This window comes from Thermoactinospora rubra (assembly GCF_002093975.1).
Classification (GTDB): domain Bacteria; phylum Actinomycetota; class Actinomycetes; order Streptosporangiales; family Streptosporangiaceae; genus Nonomuraea; species Nonomuraea rubra_A.
In genome coordinates, this window is record NZ_MSZZ01000043.1 from 41,017 (window position 1) to 64,940 (window position 23,924).

Here is a 23,924-nt window from a genome sequence, read left to right on the forward strand (position 1 = left end):
GACTCGCCCGCATGAAGCGCCCGTTCCAGCAAGTCGACGTGTTCACCGCCGTGCCGTACCTGGGCAACCCGCTCGCCGTCGTGCTCGACGCCGAGGGGCTGGGCACCGAGGAGATGCAGCGGTTCGCCAGGTGGACGAACCTGTCAGAGACGACCTTCGTGCTCCCGCCCACGCGGGAGGGCGCCGACTACCGGGTGAGGATCTTCACCCCGCAGGAGGAGCTGCCGTTCGCCGGGCATCCGACGCTCGGCACCTGCCACGCCTGGCTCGCGGGCCGCGGCACCGACGCCGAGGAGATCGTGCAGGAGTGCGGGGTGGGGCTCGTGCGCGTGCGCCGCACCGGCACCGGGCTGGCCTTCGCCGCGCCGCCGCTGCTGCGCGAGGGCCCGGTGGAGGAGGACCTGGTCAGGCGGGTCGCCGGCGGGCTCGGCGTCGACCGGTCGGCCATCGTGGACGTCGCGTGGGCCGACAACGGGCCCGGCTGGATCGCGGTGCTGCTCGGCAGCGCCGAGGAGGTGCTCGCCCTCAGGCCGGGCTCGCTCGGCGAGCTGAAGGTGGGCGTGGCCGGGCCGTACCCGCCGGGGTCCGAGCACGCCTTCGAGGTGCGCGCCTTCTTCAACAAGGGCGACCAGACCGCCGAGGACCCGGTGACCGGCAGCCTCAACGCCGCGCTGGCGCTGTGGCTGCTCGGCACCGGCAGGGCGGCCGCGCCGTACGTCGCCGCTCAGGGCGCCGCTCTGGGCCGGGCGGGGCGGGTGAGCGTCTCCCGCGACGCCGACGGCACCGTCTGGGTCGGCGGCGACGTCGTCACCTGCGTCGCGGGAGAGGTCGAGCTCTAGGCGCCCCAGGCCTCCAGCTCGTAGACCCGGGCGGCGGGGTCGCCGGTCTGGGCCGGCTTGGTGATGGAGAGCCGGACGTGGCGGGCGGTGACCGACACCGGATGCGTGGTCGTCCCCGACGTATTGCCGGTCACCGTCACCGCCGTGGTCCACGCATCGGAGGTGGAGGAGCGGACCTGGATGGTGAAGTCCCGGGTGTTCCAGCTCGGCGACTCGCCGCCGGCCTGGGCGTGCTTGACGACGAAGCGCGTGATCGAGCGGGCCGAGCCGAGGTCGACCTCGAGCCACTTGGCCGTGGTGAGCGTGCACCACTTGTCGGTGGTGCCGCCGTTCACGCTGCCGTTGACCGCCTTGGCGGGGCCCTCGTCGGCGTTGCACTGGCCCGAGGCACTGGCGGGGCGGTTGAGCGCGAGGTTGCTCTCGGCCGGGCCGTCCGCCCAGCGCACCGTCGTGGTGGCGGCGCCCGACCGGCCGCCCTCCGCCGACACCGCCAGGACCTCCAGCGTGGTGGCGGTCTCGCTGCCTACGCGCTCCAGGCGCGGGACGAAGTAGGCGTCGTTGGGGGTGCCGCCGAGGAAGGTCCGGGTTCCGTCGGGGTTGCGCCGGTAGAGCTCGTAGTGGTGGGCCGGGCCGCCGCCGGTCCACGCCAGGCGGAGCGACTTGACCGTGGGGGACACCTCGGCCGAGCCCAGCACGGTCAGCCCGGAGGGCGTGGCGGGCGTGTCGACGGCGCCGTCGTACACGGCCAGCCGGCCCACCCTGACGTCGGCCCTGGCACCGGCGGGACCCGCCACCTGCAGGCCGATCTGCGCGATCGTCTTGCCGGCGTGGGCCGACAGGTCCAGCGTCTTTCGCTCCCACCCGCTGCCCGAGGTGGCCCCCAGGTCGAGGGCGATGAAGGTCGTCGGCGCGTCGGTGAAGGCCACGGCGGCCTTGAGGTGCGTGGGCCCGGCGGCGGGTGTCTTGACCACGACCGACAGCTTGGTGCCCGCGGCCACCGGCAGGCGCGTCTGGTACAGGCGCACGGTGTTGACCGCGTCCAGCACGCCGGTCAGCCGCAGCGACGAGCCGCCCTCGTAGGCGTCGCCGAAGTCGATGGAGGGGGCGACCTTGGCGCCGGTGGAGGTGACGACCCATCGGTAGGTGGGCGGCACGTCCTGCAGCGACAGGTTGTTCCAGCCGCCGGTGGCCACCCGGGCGCCGCCGACGTTGTAGAAGTCGCCGTGCCCGGCGTTGAAGGAGGTCAGGAACGGCTTAGCCGTGACGGGTGTGGCCTCGGCGATGTAGGTGGCCAGCCCCTTCCACGAGGAGGAGGTGGCGGTGTCGGACGGGTCGCCGTTGGCGCCCACCCAGTAGCGGGAGTCCTTGGCGTAGAAGTCGGCGCGGCCGGTGGAGGACTTCCACGTCCACTCGGGCCGGTAGATGCCCAGCGAGGTGACGTGCGGCTTGCCGGGCGGGAACAGCGCGTTCCACGACACGTTCGTGCCCGAGCCGTTGGCCTCGGTGTCGATGCCGGTGAACAGGTCGTACTCGCTGCGGCCCAGGTCGCGGGCCAGGTCGCGGGAGGAGGTCAGGTCGGCGGCGGTCCAGTTGAAGTTGAGGAACATGGAGTTCGACGCCTGGAAGAAGGAGTCGTTGGCGCCGGTCAGCGCGTCCTGCCAGGAGATGGAGCCGGACTCGGTCATCGCGTCGTACCACATCACCTCCATGCCCTTGGCGCGCAGGTAGGCGATGACGTTGCGCATCTCGGCGGCGAGCGCGGCGTCGCCGCCCGCGGTCTCCTGGTTGACGAACCAGCCCTCGAACCCGTAGTGCCTGGCCGCCTCGACCAGCTTGTCGGCCACTGGGTAGGCCGAGCCGTCCTTCTGGACGAAGTCGCGGACCCACTGGAGCTGCCCGCCGTACGCGGTGGGCGGGAAGAACACCGTGCCGTAGACCTTGACGCCGTTGCGGTGCGCCGCGTCGATCACCGTGGGGTTGGGCGTCAGGATCAGGCCCTCGCCCGCCGAGCCGCCCCAGAAGACCAGCGTGTCGACGTACTGCCAGTACTGGAAGGCGTAGTAGTTCGCGTCGGGCGCTCCCTGGGAGGGGTTGCCCGAGGTGGGGGCGAAGGACACGAGCGAGGCGATCCGCCCCTCGCCCGCGCGGGCGTCGGCGTTGGCCTTGAGCGCGGGGTCCTGGCGGCGGGGCTGGAGCGGCACGCGCGAGCGGTTGAAGCGGGCGTCGGGGTCGCTCGCCGGGTTCCAGGACAGGATCGTGCCGGGGTACCAGTAGGAGGCGTACGGCTGGCCGCCCGGCTCGGCGTGCGCGGGCTCGGCGTGCGCGGGCTCGGCGTGCGCGGGCACAGCCGCCACCAGGGCAGCCACCAGCAGGGATAACGCGGCTAACACTCTCATGTCTGCTCCTGCAGGACGGTGTCGATCCCCCGAGCTTGGAGATAGGCCTCGTCGCCGGCCCGGCGGGCGGTGACGACGGCGACGGGTCCGCTGCGGCGCCGCCGGACCCACGCGCCGTGGAACGCGCTGCCCGGGGCGACCTCGGCGCGGCGCTCCGGCTCGGCGCGCAGGTCCGCCGGGCACACCAGCGCGGGCCGGGTCCGCGGCACGGCGCGTGCGGCCCTGACGTGGGCCTCCAGCTCCTTGGCGGCCGGCTTGGCCTGGTGGTCCACGGTGAACAGGCCCAGGTCGTACTCCCGCTCGGGGAAGTCGGCCAGGCCGCGGTCCAGGTCGTGGGAGCACCACCAGGTCACGCCCCACAGGGCCGGGTTCTGCCCGACCGCCTCCAGCAGCCCCCTGGTGTACGGCGCGGCGTCGTCGGCGCCGACGTCGGGCCGGGGCGCGCCGACCTCCTGCAGCCAGACGGGGCGGGCGGGATCGGTCGCGGTGGCGGCCGCCAGCTCCACGAGATAGTCGGCGTGCGTGAGCGTCGCCGGGCCGAGGGGGCCGTCGATGGCGGACACCCCGTTGAACACCCAGGAGTGGACGGTGGTCAGGTCACCCAGGTCCACGTTGTCGGCCGGGTGGAAGGGGTGGGCCGGGTCGTACCACGTGGCGTCGTAGAGCGAGTGGAGCGTGAGGAGGTGGGGCGCGGCGGCGCGGGCCACGTCGAGGAGCTCGGCGGCCCACCGCCGCGACGCGCCGGAGTCGGTCGGGTTGTGCGGCCAGAGGTTGTTCACCTCGTTGCCCAGCGTGACGGCGAAGACGTTGTCCTTGGCGGCCACCTCGCGGGTGAGCACGTCCACGTAGGTCGCGATGCCCTGCCGTACCGCCTCGTCGGTGAAGACGCTGCGCCCGTGGTGGGTGAGCACCCACGAGGGCAGGAAGTCGAAGCTCGACAGGTGGCCCTGGAGCAGGTCGACCGCGACGGACAGGCCGAACTCGGCGGCCACGTCGACGAGGGTCAGCAGGTCGTCCACGGCGCGCCGGCGGATGAGCGTCCGGTTGGGCTGGATCCACGGCCAGACGGGGAAGACGCGCACGTGGTCCAGGCCGATCCCGGCCAGGTCGGCCAGGTCGCGCCGGGCGTCGTCGGCCGAGAAGTCGAGCCAGCTGTAGAACCAGCCCCGGGAGGGCACGTAGTTGGCGCCGTAACGGACGGAACGGGGTGGGAACACATGGCCTCCGGGCTCGAAGCGGTCCCGGTGAGCCTAAACCGATTTAGCGACGCCTGCCAAGCCCGGTCCGTTTCCGGCCCGCCTGCCAGACCCCGGCAGGCGGACCCGGCGGCTCGACCCGTCAGCCGGACCGGCGCGGCACCGCGGTGCTCTCCCTGACGGTCAGCCGGGGCGTCGGGGTCTTGACGTTGCGCGGCCGGCCCGGGTCGGCGACGGTCTCCAGCAGCGTCACGGCCACCTGCTCGCCCAGCGCGAAGGTGTCGCGCGACAGGGCGGTCAGCGCCGGGTGCACGATCCTGGCCAGGACCGAGTCGTCGAAGGCGACGATGGACAGCTCCCGCGGCACCGCCACGCCCATCTCGGCGGCCACGCCCAGGCCCGCCACGGCCATCACGTCGCTGTCGTAGACGATCGCCGTGGGCCGGTCGACGCGCGACAGCAGCGCCCTGGTGGCCGCCGCGCCCTCGGCGTCGCTGAAGTCGGTGGGGAGCGAGACCACCTCGCCCAGCCCCAGCCGGCGCGAGGAGTCGCGCAGCGCGCGGATCCGGCGCTGCGTGTGGCGGAACTCCGGCAGGCCGGCGACGTGCGCGATGCGCTCGTGCCCGAGCGCGGCCAGGTAGTCGGCGATCGACAGCATCGCCTCGCGGTCGTCGGCCCACACGCTCGACAGCGACCCGTGCCGTCCCGGGCCGCCGAGCACCACCGACGGCACGCCCAGCTCCTCCAGCACCTCGACGCGCGGATCCCTGGTCTGCAGGTCGACGAGGATGAAGCCGTCCACGCGATGCTCGGAGGCCCACTGCCGGTAGACGGCGATCTCGGCGTCGGTGTCCTCCACGATCAGCAGGTGCAGCGCGACGCCCTGGGCCGACAGCCCCGCCTGCAGCCCCGACAGCAGCTGGGCGAAGAACGGCTCCACGCCGATCGTGCGCGCCGGCCGGGCGATGACCAGCCCCGCCGCCTGGGCCCTGGCGCCCACCAGCGCGCGGGCGGCGCTGTGCGGGCGCCAGTTCATCTCCTCGGCGACCCGCAGGATCAACGCCCGGGTGGCCTCGCTCACGCCGGGACGCCCGTTGAGCGCGAAGGACACCGCCCCCTTCGACACTCCGGCCCGTCGGGCGATGTCGGCGATCGTCGGTCGCGCCACGGCTTGGACTCCTCTCCCACTTGACACACGAGTCTAGTGGGTAGATAGTCCGCAGAACTAGAACGGTTTAGCAAGGCGGCGGGAGTATCGGATGCGAAGGTACTGGGCTGTGCTCGCCCTGGCGGCGCTGGCGATCGCGGGATGCGGGCTGAGTTCGGAGACGCCGCGGCAGGAGTCCGCGCCGGCGGCCTCCGGACCGGCCAAGGGCAAGGTGACGTTGCAGACGTGGGCGCTGAAGCCCAAGTTCACCGACTACGTTCAGGGCGTCATCGACGCCTTCGAGAAGCAGAACCCCGGCGTCGAGGTCGAGTGGCTCGACCAGCCGGGCGACGGCTACTCGGAGAAGGTGCTCAGCCAGGCGGCCGGCGGCACGCTGCCCGACGTCGTCAACCTGCCGCCGGACTTCGCGCTGCCGCTGGCCCGGCAGGGGCTGCTCCTCGACGTGGAGAAGGCCGACCCCAAGCTGGCCGACGAGTACGTCACCGGCGGGATCGACGCCTACCGCTTCGCCGGCCTGACCGGGGTCTTCGGCTACCCGTGGTACCTCAACACCGACGTCAACTACTGGAACTCCGAGCTGCTCGCCAAGTACGGCCTGGACCCCGGCAAGCCGCCCGCCGACCTCGACGAGCTCATCGAGCAGGCCCGGATCCTCAAGGACAAGTCCGGGGGCAAGGTCTACCTGATGAGCCGCAAGCCCGGGCTGGGCGACTTCGCCGACGTCGGCGCCAAGATCCTCGCCGACGACGGCAAGAGCTTCGTCTTCAACACCCCGGAGGCGGCGGCGCTGCTCGACAAGTACCGCGCCGCCTACAAGGAGGGGCTGCTGCCCAAGGACGTCCTGACGGACGCCTACGCGGGCAACGCCAAGCTCTTCGCCGAGGGCCGGGTGGCCTGGACCACCGGCGGCGCCAACTACATCGACAGCCTCAAGACCGACAACCCCACGCTGGCCCCCAAGGTCGTGCCGTCGGCGGCGATGGGCACGCCGCCGCTGTACGTGCAGGGCGTGTCGGTGTCGGCCAAGAGCCGAAGCCCGCAAGCCGCGATCGCCCTGGCCCGCTTTTTGACCAACGCCGAGAACCAGGCCGCCTTCGCGCACCTGACCAGCATCTTCCCCAGCACGAAGGCGTCGGCTGGCGACCCGTTCTTCAGCAAGAGCGACGGCACCAACGCCGGCGACGCCAAGGTCATCGCCTTCACCTCGCTGGCCAAGGCCAAGATGCTCCAGCCGGTGCAGTTCAACGACGCCATGAGGAAGGTCATGGAGCAGCAGATCGCCCTGGCCGTCGCCGGTGAGACCTCCGCCAAGGAGGCGCTCGACACCGCCGTGACCAAGCTCAACGAGCTGCTCAACCAGTGACCGCGGGACACGGCACCCTCGGGCGCGCCCGCGGGGACGCGGGCTCGGGGCGGCATGTCCGCCCCGAGCCGGTCCCCCGGCCGGGGAGGAAGCCCGTAGCCAACCAGAGGTGGTTCACCCCGTGGCTGCTCGTCGCCCCGGCCGCGATCTGGCTGGCGGTGTTCAACGTCTGGCCGTCGATCAACACGGTGGTCCTGGCCTTCACCAACGCCAAGCCGATCGGCGGCGGCCACTTCACCGGGCCGGCCAACTTCCGGCGGGCGCTGAACGACGACCAGCTGGCCGACGCGCTGCTCAACAGCGTGGTGTTCATGCTGGTGTGCCTGCCGCTGCTGACGTTCCTGCCGCTGCTGCTGGCCGTCCTCGTGGAGAAGAGGCTGCCGGGCATCACCTTCTTCCGCACCGCGTTCTACACGCCGGTCATCGCCTCCGCGGTCGTGGTGGCGGTGATCTGGGGGTGGCTGCTCAACGAGCAGGGCATGATCAACGGCATCGCGCGGCAGCTGAAGATCATCCAGGAGCCGCTGCCGTTCCTCACCGACCGCTGGCTGCTGCTGTTCAGCGCCATCAGCCTGACGGTCTGGAAGGGGCTGGGCTACTACATGATCATCTATCTGTCGGCGCTCGGCAACGTCCGCCGCGAGCTGCATGAGGCCGCCGCCGTCGACGGCGCCGGCCCGGTGCGCCGGTTCTTCGCGATCACGGTGCCGGGCGTGCGCAACACGATGCTGCTGATCTCCGTGCTGATCTCGGTCTCCGCGCTGCGCACCTTCACCGAGCTGTACGTGCTGTCCAAAGGCACCGGCGGCCCGGGCGGGCGCGACATGTCGGTGGTCATGCTCATCCAGATGTACAGCCGCGGTTTCACCGGTCACCTGGGCTACGCCTCGGCGCTGAGCATCCTGCTGTTCGTGCTCACGATCGGGCCGATGCTCCTGCTGCTGCGGCTCAACAGGAAGGAGGCGTGATGAAGCCCGGTGAGAGGGTGTTGCGCTACGTCCTGCTCCTGCTCGTGCTGGTGATCTCCATCGGGCCGTTCCTGTGGCAGCTGTCCACCTCGCTCAAGAGCATGCGGGAGGACATCTACACGCTCACCCCGCGGTTCATCCCGGAGCATCCGACCTTCGAGAACTACGTGAAGGTCGCCGAGACCATCCCGGTGTGGGCCTACGCCGGCAACTCGCTCGTCGTCGCCGTGATCGTCGTGGGCGGCAACGCGATCGGCGCCACGCTGGCCGGCTTCGCGCTGGCCAGGCTCCGCTTCCGCGGGGGGAAGCTGCTGCTGGGCGCCTTCCTGGCCACGCTCGTGCTGCCCGGCGAGGTCACGATCATCTCCCAGTACGTCACCATCCGCAGCCTCGGCCTGGCCGACACCCTCCTCGGCGTCGCCCTGCCCGGCGCGATCGGGATGCTCAACGTGCTGCTGATGCGGACGGCCTTCGCCGCGATCCCCAGGGAGATGGACGAGGCCGCGATCGTCGACGGCGCCAACGCCTGGCAACGCCTGGTCCGCATCGGCCTGCCCAACGTCCGCGGCATGCTCAGCGTCATCGTCATCTTCGCCTTCATCGGGGCGTGGGACGACTTCCTGTGGCCGCTCATCGTCCTCAACGACCCCGACAAGTTCACGCTGACGGTCGGCCTGCAGTACCTCAACGGCACCTTCAGCGCCAACCCCCGGCTGATCGCGGCGGGCACCATGATCGCCTTCATCCCGATCGTGATCGTGTTCGCCGTGCTCCAGCGCTTCTTCTTCCGCGGCGTGGAGGAGGGCGCGATCAAGGGCTGAGTCATCCCGCCCTGAGCCCGGCCTCCCGGGACAGGAACTCCTCCACGAACCGGGTGGTGTGCCGGCCCTCGGCGAACTCCGGCTGGGCCAGCAGCCGGCGCAGCAGCGGGATGGTCGTCGCCACCCCCGCTCCCTCGACCGCGAACTCCGCGAGCGCCCGATCCGCCCTGGCGATCGCCTCCGCCCGCGTGGGCGCCCACACGACGAGCTTGGCGATGAGCGAGTCGTAGGTGGGCGGGACCATGTCGCCCTGGCTGAAGCCCGAGTCGACGCGCACGCCCGGCCCGCCCGGCGGGCGGAAGACGGCCAGCCGTCCCGGCGTGGGGCGGAAGCCGGCGTCGGGGTCCTCGGCGTTGACCCGGCACTCGATGGCCGCGCCCGCGAGCTCGACCTGGTCCTGGGTGAAGGACAGCGGCTCGCCCGCGGCCACCCGGATCTGCTCGCGGACGATGTCGACGCCGGTGAGCATCTCGGTCACCGGATGCTCCACCTGGATCCGGGCGTTGATCTCCATGAACGTGGCCCGGCCCGCCGCGTCGACGAGGAACTCCATCGTCCCGGCGCCCGTGTAGCCCACGTGGCGCGCGCCCGCCACGGCGTACTCGCCCAGCGCCGCGCGGACGCCGTCCGGCAGCACGGGCGAGGGCGCCTCCTCCACGAGCTTCTGGTTGCGGCGCTGCAGGGAGCAGTCGCGCTCGCCGAGGTGCAGGACCGTGCCGTGCTCGTCGCCCAGGAGCTGGACCTCCACGTGCCGCGCGACCGGGATGTAGCGCTCCAGGTAGACCTCTCCGTTGCCGAAGACCTGCCGGGCGAACGCCGTGGTGCGCCGGTAGACGTCCTTGAGCTCCGCCCGGTCGCGCGCCACCTCGATGCCGCGCCCGCCGCCGCCCGCCGCGGCCTTGACGATGACGGGGTAGCCGATCCGCGCGGCCACCTGCTCGGCGTCGGACAGCGAGGCCACCGCGCCGTCGCTGCCGGGCAGCACGGGCAGCCCCGCCTCCGCCATCAGCGAGCGGACGCGGGCCTTGTCGCCGACGCAGTCCATCACCTCCGGGCGCGGCCCGATGAAGGTGATCCCGTTGTCCGCGCAGATCCGGGCGAAGTCGGCGTCCTCCGAGAGGAACCCGTATCCGGGATGGATCGCGTCGGCGCCCGTCTGCAGGGCGGCCTCGATGACGGCCGGCGCGTACAGGTAGCTGCGCCGCGCCTGGGCGGGCCCGATGTGGACCGCCTCGTCGGCGTAGGCGGCGAACCGCGCGTCCCGGTCCGCCGTGGAGTACACGGCGACGGTGGGGATGCCCATCTCGCGGCAGGTGCGGGCGACGCGCAGGGCGATCTCGCCGCGGTTGGCGATGAGGATCTTGCGGAAGCTCATGGGCCGTCCACCCGGATCCTGACCAGCACCTGGCCGTACTCGACCGGTTCCGCGTCCGCCACCGCCACCTCGGCGACCTGCCCGGCCCGGTCGGCCTTGACGGGGTTCATCAGCTTCATCGCCTCCACGATGCCGATGGTCTGGCCCTCGCTCACCCGGTCGCCGACCTCGACGAACGGCGGCGCGCCTGGCTCGGGCGCCATGTAGAAGGTGCCGACGAGCGGCGCGGTGACCTCCACCAGGGAGGGGTCGGGCGCGGCCTCGACCGGTTGCGCGGGCTGCGCCGTCTGCACGATCTGTCCGGCCGGGACGGCCTCGGCGGCCGGGGCCGCCCAGCTGATCTTCAGGGCGCACTCGCCCAGCCGGAGGGACACGCTCGCGACCGGCCCGGGGACGGTCTTGACGATGGTGGCGGCCTCCTCGCGGAGCAGCCGCATGGCGGCGTGCTCCCGGTCGTCGGCGTGCCGCCCGGCCGCCTGCTCATCCACCCTCGGTCACCCCCAGCCCGCGGAACCGCTCGTAGCGGTGCTTGCGCAGCTCGTCCCCGCTGAGCCCGGACAGCTCGCGCAGCGCCTGGAGCAGGGCCGCCTTCAGGTACCCGGCCGCCTCCTGGGGCGCGACCTGCGCGCCGCCGGCGGGTTCGGGCACCACGCCGTCCACCACGCCGAGCGCGAGCAGCTCGGGCGCGGTGATCCGCAGCGCCCCGGCCATCTGAGGCCCCCTGGACGGGTCGCCGTGCAGGATGGTGGAGCAGCTCTCCGGGCTGATCACGGAGTAGACGGCGTTCCCGAGCATGAGCACCCGGTTGGCCACCGCCAGGGCGAGCGCGCCGCCACTGCCGCCCTCGCCGACGATCACGGAGACCACCGGCACCGACAGCCGGGACATGCCGGCCAGGCACTCCGAGATCGCCCACGACTGGCCGCGGTCCTCGGCCCGGATGCCGGGCGCGGCCCCCTGGGTGTCGACGAGCGTCACCACCGGCAGGCCGAGCCGGTCGGCCAGCCGCATGAGCCGCAGCGCCTTGCGGTACCCCTCCGGGTGCGCCAGGCCGAAGTTCCTGGCGACGAGCTCCTCGGTGTCGTGGCCCTTCTGGTGGCCGACGACCATGACGGGCACGTCGTCGAGCAGGGCGGGCCCGCCGACGATCGCCGGGTCGTCGCCCTCCAGCCTGTCGCCGTGCAGTTCCACGAAGTCCGTGCACATCTGCCAGATGTAGTCCAGCGTCGTGGGCCGCCGGACGTCGCGGGCCACGCGCAGCGTCTCGTACGGCGTGAGCACGCCCGCCAGCTCGGCCGGATCGCGGACCAGCACCTCCTGGCCGCCGGCCGGGCCGTGCTCCCCGGGCGCGGTGACCGCCAGCAGCCTGGCCAGCAGCGGCCGCAACCCGTCGCGGGCCTCCACCCGGTCGAGCATGCCGCGGCCCTTGAGGTACTCGGCGCTCTGGAACCCGGCCGGCAGCCTCTCCCGCGTCGCGGCGGCGATCACCCGCGGCCCGGCGAAGCCGATCAGCGCGCCCCGCTCGGCGACGAGCACGTCCCCCAGCGTGGCGAAGGAGGCCGTCACCCCGCCGAAGGTCGGATCGGTCAGCACGCACACGCTCAGCACGCCCTCCTCGCGCAGGGCCTGCATCGCCTGGGCCGTCTTGGCCATCTGCATGAGCGACAGGCTGCCCTCCTGCATGCGGGCGCCGCCCGAGGCGATGGCCAGGATCAGCGGCGTGCGCTCGCGCAGCGCAAGCTCGCAGGCCCGGGTGACCGCCTCGCCGACCGCCGAGCCCATGCTGCCGCCGAGGAAGGCGAAGTCCATCACGGCCACGACGACGGGCCGGCCGCCCACGGTGGCCCTGCCGTACAGGACGGCGTCCTCCAGCCCGGTACGGCGGCGCGCCTGCTCCAGCCGCTCGGGGTAGGGCCGGGAGTCGGCGAAGCCGAGCGGGTCGCCGCCGCGGACCTGCGGCGCGGGGACGAAGGAGCCGTCGTCGACGAGCGTGGCCAGGCGCTGCCCGGCGCCGAGGCGGTGGTGGTGGCCGCAGTCGGGGCAGACGTGCCGCGCCCGCTCCAGCCGGGGCCGGTAGACGATGGCCGAGCAGGCCGGGCACAGCTCCCAGCCGACGTCCCGCGAGGCGGGCGGGGAGATCGTCACCTGGCGCCCCCCTCCGGGGTCCAGTGGTAGAACGGCCGGGCCACGGCGTCGGCCGGGCTGCGCCAGGTGGCCGGGTCGTAGGGGGTGACGTAGGCGCCGAGTTCCTTGCTGAGCCGCTGGAAGTCGTCGCGATCCCGGGCGGCGGCCAGCGCCTCCCGGGCGCCGCCCGCGAACTCCACGTGGTGGAAGTACAGGTCCCGGTAGGTGAACAGATCGCGGCGCGTCACCCCCAGCGCGTGGGGCAACTCGCCGGAGTCGGACTCGGCGAACAAGCGGGCGACCTCGCCGGACCCGCCGGGGGCGAGGCGGGCGACGATGAGGATCCGGTCGGGCACGAGGCTCTCCTCCGTGTGCGAGCGGTCGGTTGCTGTCACCGTAGGAACCGCGCCGGAGGATGTCGCCCGCCGGCGGCATGAACCCGCCCCTCCCCCCGCGGGGCGAGGGCTCAGCCCGCCGGGTGACCGGGCACCAGGCCGTTCTCGTAGGCGTAGATCACCACCTGGACCCGGTCCCGCACGCCGAGCTTCTGGTACAGGTGCTGGATGTGGGACTTGACCGTGCTGTCGCCGACGACGAGGGCGCGGGCGATCTCGTCGTTGGTGTAGCCGCGCACGAGCAGGCGGAAGACGTCCCTCTCCCGTTCGGTGAGCCGGTCCAGGTCGGGCGCCGCGACGGTGGCGACGGGCTGCCTGGCGAACTGGTCGATGAGCCTGCGGGTCACCGAGGGGGACAGCAGGGCGTCGCCGTCGGCGGCGTGCCGTACCGCCTCGGTCAGCCGCTCGACGGGAGCGGTCTTGAGGATGAAGCCGCTGGCTCCGTTGCGCAGGCCCTCGAAGACGTACTCGTCCTGGTCGTAGATGGTCAGGATGACCACCTTGGCGGGATGCTCGGCGCAGATCCGCCGGGTGGCGGCCAGGCCGTCCATGACCGGCATGTTGATGTCCATGAGCACCACGTCGGGGCGCAGCTCCCGCACGGCCCTGACCGCCTCCAGCCCGTCGGCGGCCTCGCCCACGACCTCGATGTCCTGCGCCTGGCCGAAGGTGGCGCACAGGCCGCTGCGGATGAGCGGCTGGTCGTCGGCGATCAGCACGCGGATCTTTCGCAAGCGTCCTCCTCGGGAAGCCGGTCCGGCGCCAGGGGGATGATCGTTCTGGTCACGAACCTGCCGCCGGGCCGGGGACCGCAGTGGAGGCGCCCGCCGTGGACGGCGACGCGCTCGCGCAGGCCGGCCAGGCCCGACCCGCCGAGCCCGCGCGGGGACCCCTCCGGCGCGCCGGGCCGGTTGGTCACCGAGACGCTGAGGTCGGGGCCGAAGTCGACCTCGAGCGCGATCTCCTGGCTGCCGTGCCGCAGCGCGTTGGTGAGGGCCTCCTGGGCGACGCGGTAGGCGGTGTGGGCGACGTCGGCCGGGACGCGATGCTCGCCGGCCACGTTGGACAGGCGGACCGCCACGCCGGGCGCGGGAAGGCGGCCCGCCATCTCCACCAGCCGGGCCGACAGCAGGAAGGGGCGCCCCTTCCGGGCCTCCTCCCCCGGAGGGAGGCCGCGCGCCCCGTCCGAGCGCAGGACGCCGAGCGTCTCGCGCAGGTCGGCGAGGGTGGCCTGGGCGGTGTCGTCGATGAGCGCGGCCAGGCGCCGGTCGGTCCCCTCCACCGGCGAGGCGAGCAGGCCGCGGGCGTGCATGGCCAGGACGACCAGGCCGTGGCCCACGCCGTCGTGCAGGTTGAGCGCGATGCGCCGCCGTTCCTTCACCACGGCGACGGCCCTGGTCCTGGCCAGGATCCCCGGTGCGATGGCCAGACCCCCGAGGGCGATCAGCAGTCCGCCGGCGAGGGCGGGCGGGAGGACGTATAACCAGGACTCGAGCAAAGATGAGCAGTACTTCGGAAAAAGTCCCTCTATCTGATGATTTTCCCCCATGTGCAGGGATCTTAGTCGTGAAATGGACGGCTTCTCAAGAGAAATGTATGCGGCGTCACAGCGACGTCTAAGGGCGGTAACTCTTCGCTTTTCAACCAGTTCAGGCGGCCGAGATGTAGCACGTCGGCGCCGCCATGGCAAGGTTTCACCGCGTCTCCACAGAGCTCTCTAAGAAATCGTTTACCCCGATTCACCGGCGCCCGGCCGTTACGGGACGGCAAACTTTTCGCCACTTGCCGGAATTCCCGAAAAATACCGCCGGACCGGATTTCACTCGGTCGGAGGAGCCGTCCCGCGGCCGGGGGAGAGGCAGGTTCGCCCCGGTGACGGAAGACACCGGACCCCCTTCCGAACAGGCTGATGGGGGAGGCGGCCGAGGGCCGCCGGGAGCAGAGGGAGTCCGATGCAGCGATACGCGATCACCTTCGAGATCAAGCCAGGCTCCGAGGCCGCGGTCCGGGAACTGCTGTCCAGCTACGAGCCGCCGGAGTGGGTGACCGCTGACGGCACCCGGCTGCTCAGCACCTCGATCTTCATGAAGGGCACCACCGTCGTCCGCGTCATGGAGATCGACGGCAGCCTGCCCGGCGTGATGGCCCACCTGGCCAGGCAGCCGAGCATCCAGAAGCTGGAGCGCGAGCTCGACGCGCACCTGGCGGTGCCGCGCGACATGAGCTCGCCGGAGGGCGCCAGGGCGTTCTTCCTGTCGGCGATGATGGACCACGTCACCACGCGGGTGGCCGGCCACGCGGAGGCCGCCCGATGAGCGCCCCCGTCTTCCTCGTCACCGGCGCCACCGGCCAGCTCGGCGGCGCCGTGGTGGAGCAGCTCGGCGGACGCGGCGACCGGCTGCTGCTGGTCGCCAGGGACAAGGACCGGCTCGCCGACCTGGAGGCCGAGTTCGGCGCCGAGGGCAGGCTCGAGACGCTGGCCGCCGACGTGTCCGACCCCGAGGAGGCCCGCCGCGCCGCCGCCGAGGCGGTCGGCCGCTTCGGCCGGCTGGACGGGCTCGTCCACCTGGTCGGCGGCTTCCGCGCCGGACCACTGTTCCTCACCGGCCCCGACGTCTACGAGCAGATGCTGCGCGACAACTTCCTGTCCGCGGTCACCGCCACCCAGGGCGTCCTGCCGCACCTGGGGGAGGGCGCCCGGCTGGTGTACTTCGGCACCCCGCTGGCCGAGGTGCCGCTGCCGGGGCTGTCGGCCTACGCCGCGGCCAAGGCGGCGCTCGTCACCTGGGTCAAGTCCGTCGCGCACGAGCTCAAGCGCAAGGGCATCCACGCCAACGCGGTCGTCATGACCATGGCGGACACGCCCGACAAGCGCCGGGAGCGGCCGCACATGAACTTCGACCACACCGTCACGCCCGAGCTGGTCGCCAGGGTCGTGGGCTTCCTGACCGGCCCGGGCTCCGACGGCCTGTACGGCTGCGCCGTACCCGTGCTGGGCCGCTTCGAGTTCACCTCGGAGCTGGGCGGGCCGCCCCCGGGGGTGGGTGGTCCCCGGTGAAGGCCCGGATCGTCTTCCTCATCAAGGTCCCGCAGCACCGGCAGGAGGACTTCCTGGCCGCCTACGAGAAGATCAGGTACGAGGTCGCCCGCGGCGTGCCCGGCCACCTGAGGGACCAGGTCTGCCGGTCGGCCGCCGACCCCGAGCAGTGGCTGATCACCAGCGAGTGGCGCGACCTGGCCGACTTCCTGGCATGGGAGGCCGGCGAGGAGCACAGGCAGCTCGTCCGGCCGATGCGCGAGTGCATCACCGAGGCCAGATCCCTGCGGTTCGTCGTGCACGCCGAGACCGCCGCGGACGGGACGTGAGCAAGCCCAGGGTGCTCGTCGTGGGCGGCGGCATCGGCGGGCTGGCCGCGGCCCTGGCCCTCCGGAACGCCGGCGCGTCGGTCACGGTGTGCGAGCGCGCCGCCGAGCCCCGGGCGGCCCGGGCCGGGCACGGCCTGGTGCTGTGGCACAACGCCGTGCTCGCCCTGCGCCGCCTCGGCCTGGACCGCGAGATCCAGAAGATCGGTTACGAGCTCCACCGGCACGTGTTCCGCGACCGGCGGGGCCGCGCGATGGCCGACTGGTCCATGGCCCGCATGGCCCGGCGGTTCGACGCGCCCGTCTACAGCGTGAGCCGGCCGGAGCTGCACCGGGTGCTGTCCGAGCGGGTCGGCGGCGACCTGGCGCGGGGCTTCCGCTGCACCGGGCTGGCCGCCGACCGCGACGGGGTCACGGTCCTGTTCGCCGACGGCCGGGAGATCCGCGCCGACGCCGTGGTCGGCGCCGACGGGCTGCGCTCGGCGGTCCGGGCCGCGCTGCGCCCGTACGAGCCGCCGCCCAGGTACGCCGGCTTCACCGCCTTCCAGGGCGTGATCAGGCTGCCCGGGCACGGCGTCCCCGAGCACACCTTCCTCAGCACCTGGGGCCGGGGCCGGTGGTTCGTGTGCTATCCGCTCCCCGGCGACCAGGTCTACTGGGACGGCGTGCTCGGCGACCGCGTCGACGCGCCGCTCGGCATGACCACCGCCGCGCTGCTGGAGCGCGAGTTCGGCGGCTGGCCGGAGCCGATACCGCGGCTGATCGCCGCGACCGGCGAGCGGGCCCTCAGCCCGGTGCACATCTTCGACCGGCCGCCCCTGCGGCGGTGGAGCCACGGCCGGGTGACCCTGCTGGGGGACGCCGCCCACCCGATGACGTTCAACCTCGGCCAGGGCGCCGGGCAGGCGATCGAGGACGCGGTCGTGCTCGGCCAGGTCTTCGACCCCGCCGACCCGGCCGGCTCGCTGGCCGCCTACGAGGCCCGCCGGGTGGACCGCACGGCCCGCCTGGCCCGCAGGTCCAGGGCCAACGGCGAGCTGACCCGCTGGAGCCACCCCGTCGCGGTCGCCGCCAGGAACGCCTTCATGCGCGCCACCTTCGACCGGCTCGTCTACCGCAAGACCTACCAGCTCACGATGGCGATCGACTGGAGTGACCCATGACCCCACCCACGGGCCTGCCGAGCGGCGTCAGCCGTACCGCCGTGCTCATCGCGCAGGCCAGGCAGGCCGAGAGCGACCGCCCCGACCGGCTCTTCCACGACCCCCTGGCCGGGCCGCTGGCCGACGCCGCCGGACGCATCCCCCAGGTCAGCGAGGCGGGCCGGCGGGCCGCCGACCACTTCGTGCTGCGCACCCGCTTCTTCGACGACCGGCTCCTGGAGGCGGCCCAGGCGGGCCTGCGCCAGGTGGTGCTGCTCGCGGCCGGCCTGGACACCAGGGCGTTCCGGCTCGGCTGGCCCGCGGGCACGCGCCTGTTCGAGGTCGACCTGCCCGAGCTGGTCGCCTTCAAGGAGAAGGCGCTGGCCGACCTCGGCGCCCAGCCGGCGTGCGGCCGCACGGTCGTGGCCGCCGACCTGCGCGAGGACTGGCCCGCCGCCCTGCGCGAGGCCGGCTTCGACCCCGCGGCCCCCACCGCGTGGCTGGTGGAGGGCGTGCTGATGTACCTCACCCCCGAGGACGGAGAGCGGATCCTCGACCGGGTGCGGGAGCTGTCCGCGCCCGGCAGCCGGCTGGCCGCCGAACACGTCAACCGCGCCTACATCGACCTGCCGCAGATGGCTCCGGCCATGGGCAGGCTCGCGGCCACCCGCGCCGCCTGGCTGTCGTCGGTGGAGGACCCGCAGGAGTGGCTCTCGCCGTACGGCTGGCGCGCCCAGGTGACGCACCAGGCCGACCTCGCCCGCCGGTTCGGCCGCCCGGTGCCGGCCATGGCCGACCCCGAGATCGTCGGATCCGCCCGGATCTGGCTCGTCCACGCAGTCCGCTAGCAAGGAGCTGACCACCATGACCTTCACCGACGACACCGTGCGCGACCTGCTGATCTCCGTCGGCCTCGACCGTGAGTCCGCCGGGGAGGCGTGGGAGCGCAGCTTCGAGGAGCTGGGCCTGGACTCCCTGGCCCGGGTGGAGATCGCCACCAGGATCCAGGACCGCTTCGGCGTGGACGTCGAGGCGGACCTGACCGCCGAGGCCACCCCGGCCACGCTGAAGAAGCTGGTCGCCGAGCGCCTGAACGGGAGCGCGGCCCGATGATCGGACACACCGACAACGCCGTCGAGATCGACGCGCCCACCGGCTTCGTCTGGGACCAGACCAACGACGTGAGCGCCTGGCCGGAGCTGTTCTCCGAGTACGCCAAGGCCGAGATCCTCGCCGAGACCGACACCTCCGTGACCTTCCGCCTCACCATGCACCCCGACGAGCAGGGCCGCGTCTGGTCGTGGGTGTCGGAACGCCACTGGGACCGCGACACCTGGACGGTCCGCGCCCGGCGCGTGGAGACCGGCCCGTTCGAGTTCATGAACATCACCTGGACCTACGAGGAGCTGGCGCCCGACCGCACCAGGATGCGCTGGGTGCAGGACTTCCACATGAAGCCGGACGCCCCGCTCGACACCGCGGCGATGACCGACCGCATCAACGCCAACACCCTGGTGCAGATGTCGCTCATCAAGGAGAAGGTGGAAAAGCGCCGCCGGGAGGTCATCGGCTTCCACGACGTGCCGAGCAACCGCAGGCGCGGCGGCGACCTGCGCACCCTGGTCTCGCCGGCCACGCGCGGGTCCAGCTCCGGGTTCTGCGGCGCCGTACGGCTCGCGCCCGGCGAGAAGGTCTCGGAGCACTACCACCCGTACTCCGAGGAGTTCCTCTTCGTGGCCCGCGGCACGCTGCGGATCGACCTGGACGGCGAGCCCGTCACGGCCGGCGCGGAGCAGGCCCTGCTCATCCCGCGCAACGTCCGGCACCGCCTGACCAACGTCGGCGAGGAGGAGGCGCTGGCGGTCTTCCACCTCGGCCCGCTGGCGCCGCGGCCCGAGCTCGGGCACGTCGACACCGAGCCCTACCCCGAGCAGGTGAGCGCGTGAGGAGGGCCGTCGTCACCGGCGTGGGCGTGATCGCGCCGGGCGGGGTCGGCCGCGAGGAGTTCTGGGGCCGGATCGTGGACGGCAAGCCCGCGATCCGCAGGATCAGCGTCTTCGACCCCTCGCGGTTCCGCTCCCAGATCGCGGCCGAGGTGGACTTCGACCCCGCGGCGCACGGCCTGACCCCGCGCGAGATCCGGCGCATGGACAGGTTCGTCCAGATGGCCGTGGTCTGCGCCGACGAGGCGGTCCGCGACGCCGGCCTGGAACCGGAGGCGGTGGACCGCGAGCGGATGGGCGTGAGCCTCGGCTCGGCCGTGGGCGCGACCATCACGCTGGAGGAGGAGTACGTGGTCGCCAGCGACGGCGGCCGAGACTGGGTCGTGGACGACCGCCACCTGCGGCCCTTCCTCTACCAGGCGCTCGTCCCCTCCAGCGCGGCCACCGAGCTCGCGGTCAGGTTCGGCGCGCAGGGACCGGCCGCGGTGGTCTCCACCGGCTGCACCTCCGGCATCGACTCGATCGGCCGGGCCTACCGGCTGATCCAGGACGGCGAGGCCGACGTCGTGATCGCGGGGGCGTCGGACGCGCCGATCTCGCCCATCACCGTGGCCTGCTTCGACGCCATCCGCGCCACCAGCCCCGACAACGACGAGCCCGAGCAGGCCTCCAGGCCCTTCGACGCCGGGCGCAAGGGGTTCGTGCTGGGCGAGGGCGCGGCGGTGCTGGTCGTGGAGGAGCTGGAGCACGCCAGGCGGCGCGGGGCGCGGATCTACTGCGAGGTCACCGGCTACGCGGCGCGGGCGAACGGGTTCCACATGACCGGCCTGCGGCCGGACGGCTACGAGCTGGGCGAGGCCGTCAAGGACGCGATGGCCCAGGCCCGCCTGGAGCCGGAGGACCTCGGCTACATCAGCGCCCACGGCTCGGGCACCAAGCAGAACGACCGGCACGAGACCGCCGCCTACAAGCGCGCCCTGGGCGAGGCGGCGCGCGGCGTCCCGATCAGCTCCATCAAGTCGGTCGTCGGCCACTCGCTCGGCGCGATCGGCTCGATCGAGATGGCGGCCTGCGCGCTGGTCCTCCAGCGGGGCGTGGTGCCGCCCACGGCCAACCTGACCACGCCGGACCCCGAGTGCGACCTGGACTACACGCCGCTGGTCGCCCGGGAGGTGTCCGCGCGGCACGCGCTGTCGGCGGGCAGCGGGTTCGGCGGCTTCCAGTCGGCGATGGTGTTCTCCGCGTTGGGAGACAGCAGAGCGGGAGGCGGCGCATGAGCCGGCGCGCGGTGATCACCGGGCTCGGCGTGGTCGCCCCCACGGGGATCGGCGTCGTCGAGCACTGGGAGAACTCCCTGTCCGGCCGCCCGGGCATCGGGCCCATCGCGTCGTTCGACGCGGGCGGCTCGCCCATCCGGTGGGCCGGCCAGGTGCCGGACTTCGACGAGAAGGCGTTCGTGGACGGCAAGCTGCTGGTGCAGACCGACCGCTGGACCTGGTTCGCCTTCGCCGCCGCCCAGCTCGCGCTGGCCGACGCCGCGCTGGACCCGTCGCTGGCCGATCCCTTCGAGCTGTCGGTGGTGACCGCCAGCGCGTCGGGCGGCAACGCCTTCGGCCAGCGGGAGATCCAGGCGCTGTGGAGCCAGGGCTCGCGGGCGGTGAGCGCCTACCAGTCCATCGGCTGGTTCTACGCCGCCAGCAGCGGCCAGCTGTCCATCAGGCACCAGCTCAAGGGCGCGTGCGGGGTGCTGGTCGCCGACGCGGCGGGCGGCGTCGACGCGCTCGCCGAGGCCGCGCGGCTCATCCGCCGCGGCACCGGGGCGGTGGTGACCGGCGGCACGGAGGCGCCGCTGTCGCCGTACGCGCTGGCCTGCCAGGCCAGCGAGGCGACGGTCAGCCGGGACGGCCGCTACCGGCCCTTCTCTCCCGACGCCGCAGGGTACGTCCCCGGCGAGGGCGGCGCGATCCTCGTCGTGGAGGAGCGCGAGCGGGCGCTGGAGCGGGGCGCGCCCACGGTCTACGCCGAGATCGCCGGGACCTCCTCCACGCACGACGCCCACCACGTCACCGACCCCGCGCCCGGCCACCGGCAGTACGCGCGCGCCATGCGCGAGGCCGTCGCCCGGGCCGGCCTCACCCCCGCCGACATCGGCGTGGTCTTCGCCGACGGCGCCGGCGACCCGGTGCGGGACCGGCAGGAGGCCGCGGCCATCGAGGAGGTCTTCGGCCCCGGCCGGGTGCCGGTCACCGTCCCCAAGACGATGACCGGCCGCCTGTACTCCGGCGGCGCGGCCCTCGACCTGGCGTGGGCGGCGCTGGCCCTGGCCGACGGCGTGCTGCCGCCGACGGTCGGCGTCGAGGGGGACGTGCCGGGCCTGGACCTGGTACGGCAGGCCAGGACGGTGGACGGCCTGTCGGCGGCGCTGGTCCTCGCCCGGGGCGCCGGCGGCTTCAACTCCGCCGCGGTCCTGACCAAGGTCTGATCCTTCCTCGAAGCAGGGGGTACGGCTCGCATGCCGTACCCCCTGCTTTTTCATATGGTCAGCCGACGGGCTCCGGGGCCGGGGCCGGCTCGGGCGCCTCCTTCCGCAGCGGCGAGGGCCGCACCCGCAGGACGGCCGCCGCCCAGCCGGGCAGCCACCAGTTCCAGCGGCCCATCATCGCCACCACGGCCGGGACCAGCACGCCCCGGATCAGCGTGGCGTCCAGCAGAATGCCCAGCGCCAGGCCGCTGGCGAAGACCTTGACGTCCAGCTCCGGCGTCATGGCCAGGGCGGCGAAGGAGATGAACAGGATCAGCGCCGCCGAGGTGACCAGCCGTCCGGTCCTGCCGACCCCCTCGATCACGGCCCGGCGCGTGGTGCCGCCGCGGTCGTACTCCTCCCGCATGCGCGCCAGGATGAACACCTCGTAGTCCATGCTCAGGCCGTACAGGAAGGCGAAGATCGTCAACGGCACGAACTCGCCGATCGATCCGGTGGGCTGGATGTCCAGCAGTTCCCTCGTGCCCCAGCCGTACTGCCACAGCAGCACCATCGCGCCGATCACCGCGCCCAGCGACAGCAGGTTGAGCGCGATCGCCTTGAGCGGCAGCAGCAGCGACCGGAACGCGCGGGCCAGCATGACGAAGGTGACCAGCGCGATCAGGCCCAGCATCCACGGGAAGGCGCCGTAGGTCTGGGACTGGAAGTCCATGCTCTGCGCCGCGTTGCCGCCCACCTTGACGGTGTCCGGCACGGCCTGGCGGATCCGGGTGATGGTCGCCTCGCCCGCGGCGGTGCCGTTCTCGGCGACGGGCAGCACGGACACCACGGCGGTGCCCTGGCGCCGCCAGGTGGGCGAGTCGGGCGCGAGCACGGTGGCCACGCCCTCGATCCGCCTGATCCGCTCGACGGCCGCGGCCGCATCGCCGGTCACCAGCACGTCGATGGGCGTGATGACGCCGGCCGGGACGCCGGCGCGGTGCAGCGCCGCCACGCCCTCGTGGCCGGGGCCGCCGGCGCGCAGGTGACGGCTCTCCGGCAGGCCCAGGTTGACGCCGAGGGCGGTCCAGGTCAGCGCCAGCAGCAGGCCGCCGGAGACCAGCGCGGCGGGCCGGCGCAGCCGCACCACGCCGCGGGCCCACGCCGACCAGGCACGCCCGGCCCTGGCCTCGCTCTGGAAGCGCGCCCCCTCGCCGCGCCGCCGGTCCAGCCGCTGCCCGGCGAGGGCGAGCAGGACCGGCAGGACCATGAGGGTGGCCGCCACGCTGACCGCGGTGATGATCATCCCCGCGATGCCGAGGCTGCGCAGGAACGGCACCGGCAGCACCACCATCGTGACCAGGCCGATGGCCACCGCGACGCCGCTGAACAGCACGGCGCGGCCCGCCCCGGCCATCGCCCGGTGCACCGCCTCGTCCCCGCGGTGGCCGGCCGCCTGCTCCTCCCGCCAGCGGGCCACCAGCAGCAGCGAGTAGTCCACCGCGATGCCCAGGCCCAGCAGCGGCATCGTGGTCAGCGCGACGTCGTGGACCGTCATCACCAGCGTCAGCAGCAGGATCGCGATGAACGAGACGAAGACGGCCAGCACCGAGATGAGGATCGGCACGAAGGCCAGCGCCGACCGGAACACCAGCAGCAGCACGACCACCGCGGCCAGCACGCCGATGCCGATCTTGCTCGGGACGTCCACGCCGCCCGCCTCCACGCTCGGCGCGAGGGTGTCCAGGCCGGTGACGTGGACCGTGCTGCCGGGCGGCAGGTGCGGCCGCATCGCCGCGACGATGACCGGGCTCTCGTCCGGCGTCTCGCCCAGGCCGCCGCCGGGCGGGCTGCCGTCGGAGTAGGTGCCGGGGAACACCAGGCCGAAGGTGGTGCGGCCGTCGGCCCCGACCAGCCGCGGGTCGCCGGTGTCGGCGTAGGAGACCACGCGGGACTTGGGCAGCTTCGCCGAGACGGCGGCGAAGGCCGCGCCGATCGCCTCCTTGGCGCCTTGCGCCGTGCTGCCCTCCGGGAGCACCACGACGGGGACGAACGGCCGCTGGTAGCCGCCGTTGCCGTAGATCCTGACGATCTCCTGGTTGGCCTCGAAGGCCGGCATGCCGGGATGGGCGTACTCCTCCGACAGCCGTTGGATCGCTATGGGGGTGGCCCCCATGCCGATGAGGAACGCCACCAGGGCCAGCAACGTGACCATGCCCTTGCGGCGCAGCACGAAGGCAGACAGTCTCTCCATACGGCCCAGTGGAGCAAAGCGATCTCCAGCGGCCGTGTGACCGGCCTTAAGCCCTCGTGTGAGTCGGGCAATTCACAGAGTTCCCTATGGGCCGTTCAAGATCTTCCGGGTCAGAC

At 73.0% G+C, this 23,924-nt stretch carries 23 protein-coding genes; 13 read left to right on the forward strand and 10 right to left on the reverse strand.

All coding sequences use genetic code 11. From position 1 onward, the window contains the following. Window positions 1–11 precede the first annotated feature (11 nt). Entirely contained in the window at window positions 12–839 is an 828-nt protein-coding gene (locus tag BSB02_RS29150; RefSeq protein WP_084963778.1) for a PhzF family phenazine biosynthesis protein, read from the forward strand. Here BSB02_RS29150 and BSB02_RS29155 read toward each other — a convergent pair. From BSB02_RS29155 to BSB02_RS29165, 3 genes are all read right to left on the reverse strand, one after another. Further along, window positions 836–3,235 carry an endo-beta-N-acetylglucosaminidase gene (locus tag BSB02_RS29155; protein WP_084963779.1) on the reverse strand — a complete coding sequence of 800 codons (2,400 nt, stop codon included), beginning with the start codon at window positions 3,233–3,235 and terminating at the stop codon, window positions 836–838. The genes BSB02_RS29150 and BSB02_RS29155 overlap by 4 nt on opposite strands. Next, on the reverse strand, window positions 3,232–4,452 hold the full coding sequence (locus BSB02_RS29160; protein ID WP_084963780.1) for a glycoside hydrolase 5 family protein: 1,221 nt from the start codon (window positions 4,450–4,452) through the stop codon (window positions 3,232–3,234). The genes BSB02_RS29155 and BSB02_RS29160 overlap by 4 nt, the downstream gene beginning before the upstream one ends. Before the next feature lie 121 nt (window positions 4,453–4,573). Continuing rightward, on the reverse strand, window positions 4,574–5,599 hold the full coding sequence (locus BSB02_RS29165) for a LacI family DNA-binding transcriptional regulator (protein ID WP_084963781.1): 1,026 nt from the start codon (window positions 5,597–5,599) through the stop codon (window positions 4,574–4,576). A gap of 91 nt (window positions 5,600–5,690) precedes the next feature. On the opposite strand from BSB02_RS29165, the gene BSB02_RS29170 reads away from it, so the two are divergent. From BSB02_RS29170 to BSB02_RS29180, 3 genes are read left to right on the forward strand one after another with little or no spacing between them, the layout of a single operon-like run. After that, complete coding sequence (locus BSB02_RS29170; RefSeq protein WP_084963782.1) at window positions 5,691–6,962, forward strand: ABC transporter substrate-binding protein; 1,272 nt, start codon at window positions 5,691–5,693, stop codon at window positions 6,960–6,962. Further along, the gene (locus BSB02_RS29175) at window positions 6,959–7,930 is read left to right on the forward strand and encodes a carbohydrate ABC transporter permease (protein WP_240506719.1); all 972 of its coding nucleotides are present in this window, start codon (window positions 6,959–6,961) and stop codon (window positions 7,928–7,930) included. Before BSB02_RS29170 ends, BSB02_RS29175 begins: the two co-directional genes overlap by 4 nt. Further along, the gene (locus BSB02_RS29180) at window positions 7,930–8,751 is read left to right on the forward strand and encodes a carbohydrate ABC transporter permease (RefSeq protein ID WP_084963783.1); all 822 of its coding nucleotides are present in this window, start codon (window positions 7,930–7,932) and stop codon (window positions 8,749–8,751) included. The genes BSB02_RS29175 and BSB02_RS29180 overlap by 1 nt, the downstream gene beginning before the upstream one ends. A 1-nt stretch (window position 8,752) precedes the next feature. Here the strand turns inward: BSB02_RS29180 and BSB02_RS29185 are convergent, their stop codons facing one another. The 6 genes from BSB02_RS29185 to BSB02_RS29210 all read right to left on the reverse strand — a co-directional run bounded on the left by BSB02_RS29185 (window position 8,753) and on the right by BSB02_RS29210 (window position 14,143). Further along, complete coding sequence (locus BSB02_RS29185) at window positions 8,753–10,126, reverse strand: acetyl-CoA carboxylase biotin carboxylase subunit (protein ID WP_084963784.1); 1,374 nt, start codon at window positions 10,124–10,126, stop codon at window positions 8,753–8,755. Next, a complete protein-coding gene (gene accB / locus BSB02_RS29190) occupies window positions 10,123–10,614 on the reverse strand; it encodes an acetyl-CoA carboxylase biotin carboxyl carrier protein (RefSeq protein WP_240506720.1) in 492 nt (163 codons plus the stop codon). Before accB ends, BSB02_RS29185 begins: the two co-directional genes overlap by 4 nt. Beyond that, window positions 10,607–12,271 (reverse strand): acetyl-CoA carboxylase carboxyltransferase subunit alpha, encoded by a 1,665-nt coding sequence (locus BSB02_RS29195; protein ID WP_084963785.1) that lies wholly within the window; start codon window positions 12,269–12,271, stop codon window positions 10,607–10,609. The genes accB and BSB02_RS29195 overlap by 8 nt, the downstream gene beginning before the upstream one ends. After that, entirely contained in the window at window positions 12,268–12,645 is a 378-nt protein-coding gene (locus tag BSB02_RS29200; RefSeq protein ID WP_240506721.1) for a TcmI family type II polyketide cyclase, read from the reverse strand. The genes BSB02_RS29195 and BSB02_RS29200 overlap by 4 nt, the downstream gene beginning before the upstream one ends. A 71-nt stretch (window positions 12,646–12,716) precedes the next feature. Further along, window positions 12,717–13,379 (reverse strand): response regulator, encoded by a 663-nt coding sequence (locus BSB02_RS29205; protein WP_084963787.1) that lies wholly within the window; start codon window positions 13,377–13,379, stop codon window positions 12,717–12,719. Next, a complete protein-coding gene (locus BSB02_RS29210; protein ID WP_158088752.1) occupies window positions 13,358–14,143 on the reverse strand; it encodes a sensor histidine kinase in 786 nt (261 codons plus the stop codon). The genes BSB02_RS29205 and BSB02_RS29210 overlap by 22 nt, the downstream gene beginning before the upstream one ends. Before the next feature lie 454 nt (window positions 14,144–14,597). On the opposite strand from BSB02_RS29210, the gene BSB02_RS29215 reads away from it, so the two are divergent. From BSB02_RS29215 to BSB02_RS29255, 9 genes are read left to right on the forward strand one after another with little or no spacing between them, the layout of a single operon-like run. Further along, window positions 14,598–14,960 carry a SchA/CurD-like domain-containing protein gene (locus BSB02_RS29215; protein WP_084963789.1) on the forward strand — a complete coding sequence of 121 codons (363 nt, stop codon included), beginning with the start codon at window positions 14,598–14,600 and terminating at the stop codon, window positions 14,958–14,960. Then, the gene (locus BSB02_RS29220) at window positions 14,957–15,703 is read left to right on the forward strand and encodes an SDR family oxidoreductase (protein WP_084963790.1); all 747 of its coding nucleotides are present in this window, start codon (window positions 14,957–14,959) and stop codon (window positions 15,701–15,703) included. Before BSB02_RS29215 ends, BSB02_RS29220 begins: the two co-directional genes overlap by 4 nt. Beyond that, window positions 15,700–16,011: an antibiotic biosynthesis monooxygenase family protein gene (locus tag BSB02_RS29225; protein WP_084963791.1), complete on the forward strand. Its 312-nt coding sequence runs from the start codon at window positions 15,700–15,702 to the stop codon at window positions 16,009–16,011. Before BSB02_RS29220 ends, BSB02_RS29225 begins: the two co-directional genes overlap by 4 nt. Continuing rightward, window positions 16,008–17,171: an FAD-dependent oxidoreductase gene (locus tag BSB02_RS29230; RefSeq protein ID WP_206184944.1), complete on the forward strand. Its 1,164-nt coding sequence runs from the start codon at window positions 16,008–16,010 to the stop codon at window positions 17,169–17,171. Before BSB02_RS29225 ends, BSB02_RS29230 begins: the two co-directional genes overlap by 4 nt. Further along, window positions 17,168–17,998, forward strand: coding sequence for an SAM-dependent methyltransferase (locus BSB02_RS29235; protein WP_084963793.1), 831 nt, complete (start codon window positions 17,168–17,170; stop codon window positions 17,996–17,998). Before BSB02_RS29230 ends, BSB02_RS29235 begins: the two co-directional genes overlap by 4 nt. Before the next feature lie 16 nt (window positions 17,999–18,014). After that, complete coding sequence (locus tag BSB02_RS29240; protein WP_084963794.1) at window positions 18,015–18,263, forward strand: acyl carrier protein; 249 nt, start codon at window positions 18,015–18,017, stop codon at window positions 18,261–18,263. Beyond that, window positions 18,260–19,096, forward strand: a complete 837-nt coding sequence (locus BSB02_RS43335) for a cupin domain-containing protein (RefSeq protein ID WP_084963795.1) — start codon at window positions 18,260–18,262, stop codon at window positions 19,094–19,096. Before BSB02_RS29240 ends, BSB02_RS43335 begins: the two co-directional genes overlap by 4 nt. Beyond that, entirely contained in the window at window positions 19,093–20,370 is a 1,278-nt protein-coding gene (locus BSB02_RS29250; protein WP_084963796.1) for a beta-ketoacyl-[acyl-carrier-protein] synthase family protein, read from the forward strand. Before BSB02_RS43335 ends, BSB02_RS29250 begins: the two co-directional genes overlap by 4 nt. After that, a complete protein-coding gene (locus tag BSB02_RS29255) occupies window positions 20,367–21,575 on the forward strand; it encodes a beta-ketoacyl synthase N-terminal-like domain-containing protein (protein ID WP_084963797.1) in 1,209 nt (402 codons plus the stop codon). Before BSB02_RS29250 ends, BSB02_RS29255 begins: the two co-directional genes overlap by 4 nt. Before the next feature lie 58 nt (window positions 21,576–21,633). On the opposite strand, the gene BSB02_RS29260 is transcribed toward BSB02_RS29255, so the two are convergent. Further along, on the reverse strand, window positions 21,634–23,808 hold the full coding sequence (locus BSB02_RS29260; RefSeq protein WP_084963798.1) for an MMPL family transporter: 2,175 nt from the start codon (window positions 23,806–23,808) through the stop codon (window positions 21,634–21,636). Between the last annotated feature and the right edge of the window lie 116 nt (window positions 23,809–23,924).

Coding starts and splice junctions, on each gene's coding strand:
- BSB02_RS29215 (WP_084963789.1), top strand. CDS start 14,598: ATGCAGCGATACGCGATCACCTTCGAGATCAAGCCAGGCTCCGAGGCC.
- BSB02_RS29185 (WP_084963784.1), bottom strand. CDS start 10,126: ATGAGCTTCCGCAAGATCCTCATCGCCAACCGCGGCGAGATCGCCCTG.
- BSB02_RS29170 (WP_084963782.1), top strand. CDS start 5,691: ATGCGAAGGTACTGGGCTGTGCTCGCCCTGGCGGCGCTGGCGATCGCG.
- BSB02_RS29235 (WP_084963793.1), top strand. CDS start 17,168: ATGACCCCACCCACGGGCCTGCCGAGCGGCGTCAGCCGTACCGCCGTG.
- BSB02_RS43335 (WP_084963795.1), top strand. CDS start 18,260: ATGATCGGACACACCGACAACGCCGTCGAGATCGACGCGCCCACCGGC.
- BSB02_RS29260 (WP_084963798.1), bottom strand. CDS start 23,808: ATGGAGAGACTGTCTGCCTTCGTGCTGCGCCGCAAGGGCATGGTCACG.
- BSB02_RS29155 (WP_084963779.1), bottom strand. CDS start 3,235: ATGAGAGTGTTAGCCGCGTTATCCCTGCTGGTGGCTGCCCTGGTGGCG.
- BSB02_RS29220 (WP_084963790.1), top strand. CDS start 14,957: ATGAGCGCCCCCGTCTTCCTCGTCACCGGCGCCACCGGCCAGCTCGGC.
- BSB02_RS29255 (WP_084963797.1), top strand. CDS start 20,367: ATGAGCCGGCGCGCGGTGATCACCGGGCTCGGCGTGGTCGCCCCCACG.
- BSB02_RS29180 (WP_084963783.1), top strand. CDS start 7,930: ATGAAGCCCGGTGAGAGGGTGTTGCGCTACGTCCTGCTCCTGCTCGTG.
- BSB02_RS29240 (WP_084963794.1), top strand. CDS start 18,015: ATGACCTTCACCGACGACACCGTGCGCGACCTGCTGATCTCCGTCGGC.
- BSB02_RS29150 (WP_084963778.1), top strand. CDS start 12: ATGAAGCGCCCGTTCCAGCAAGTCGACGTGTTCACCGCCGTGCCGTAC.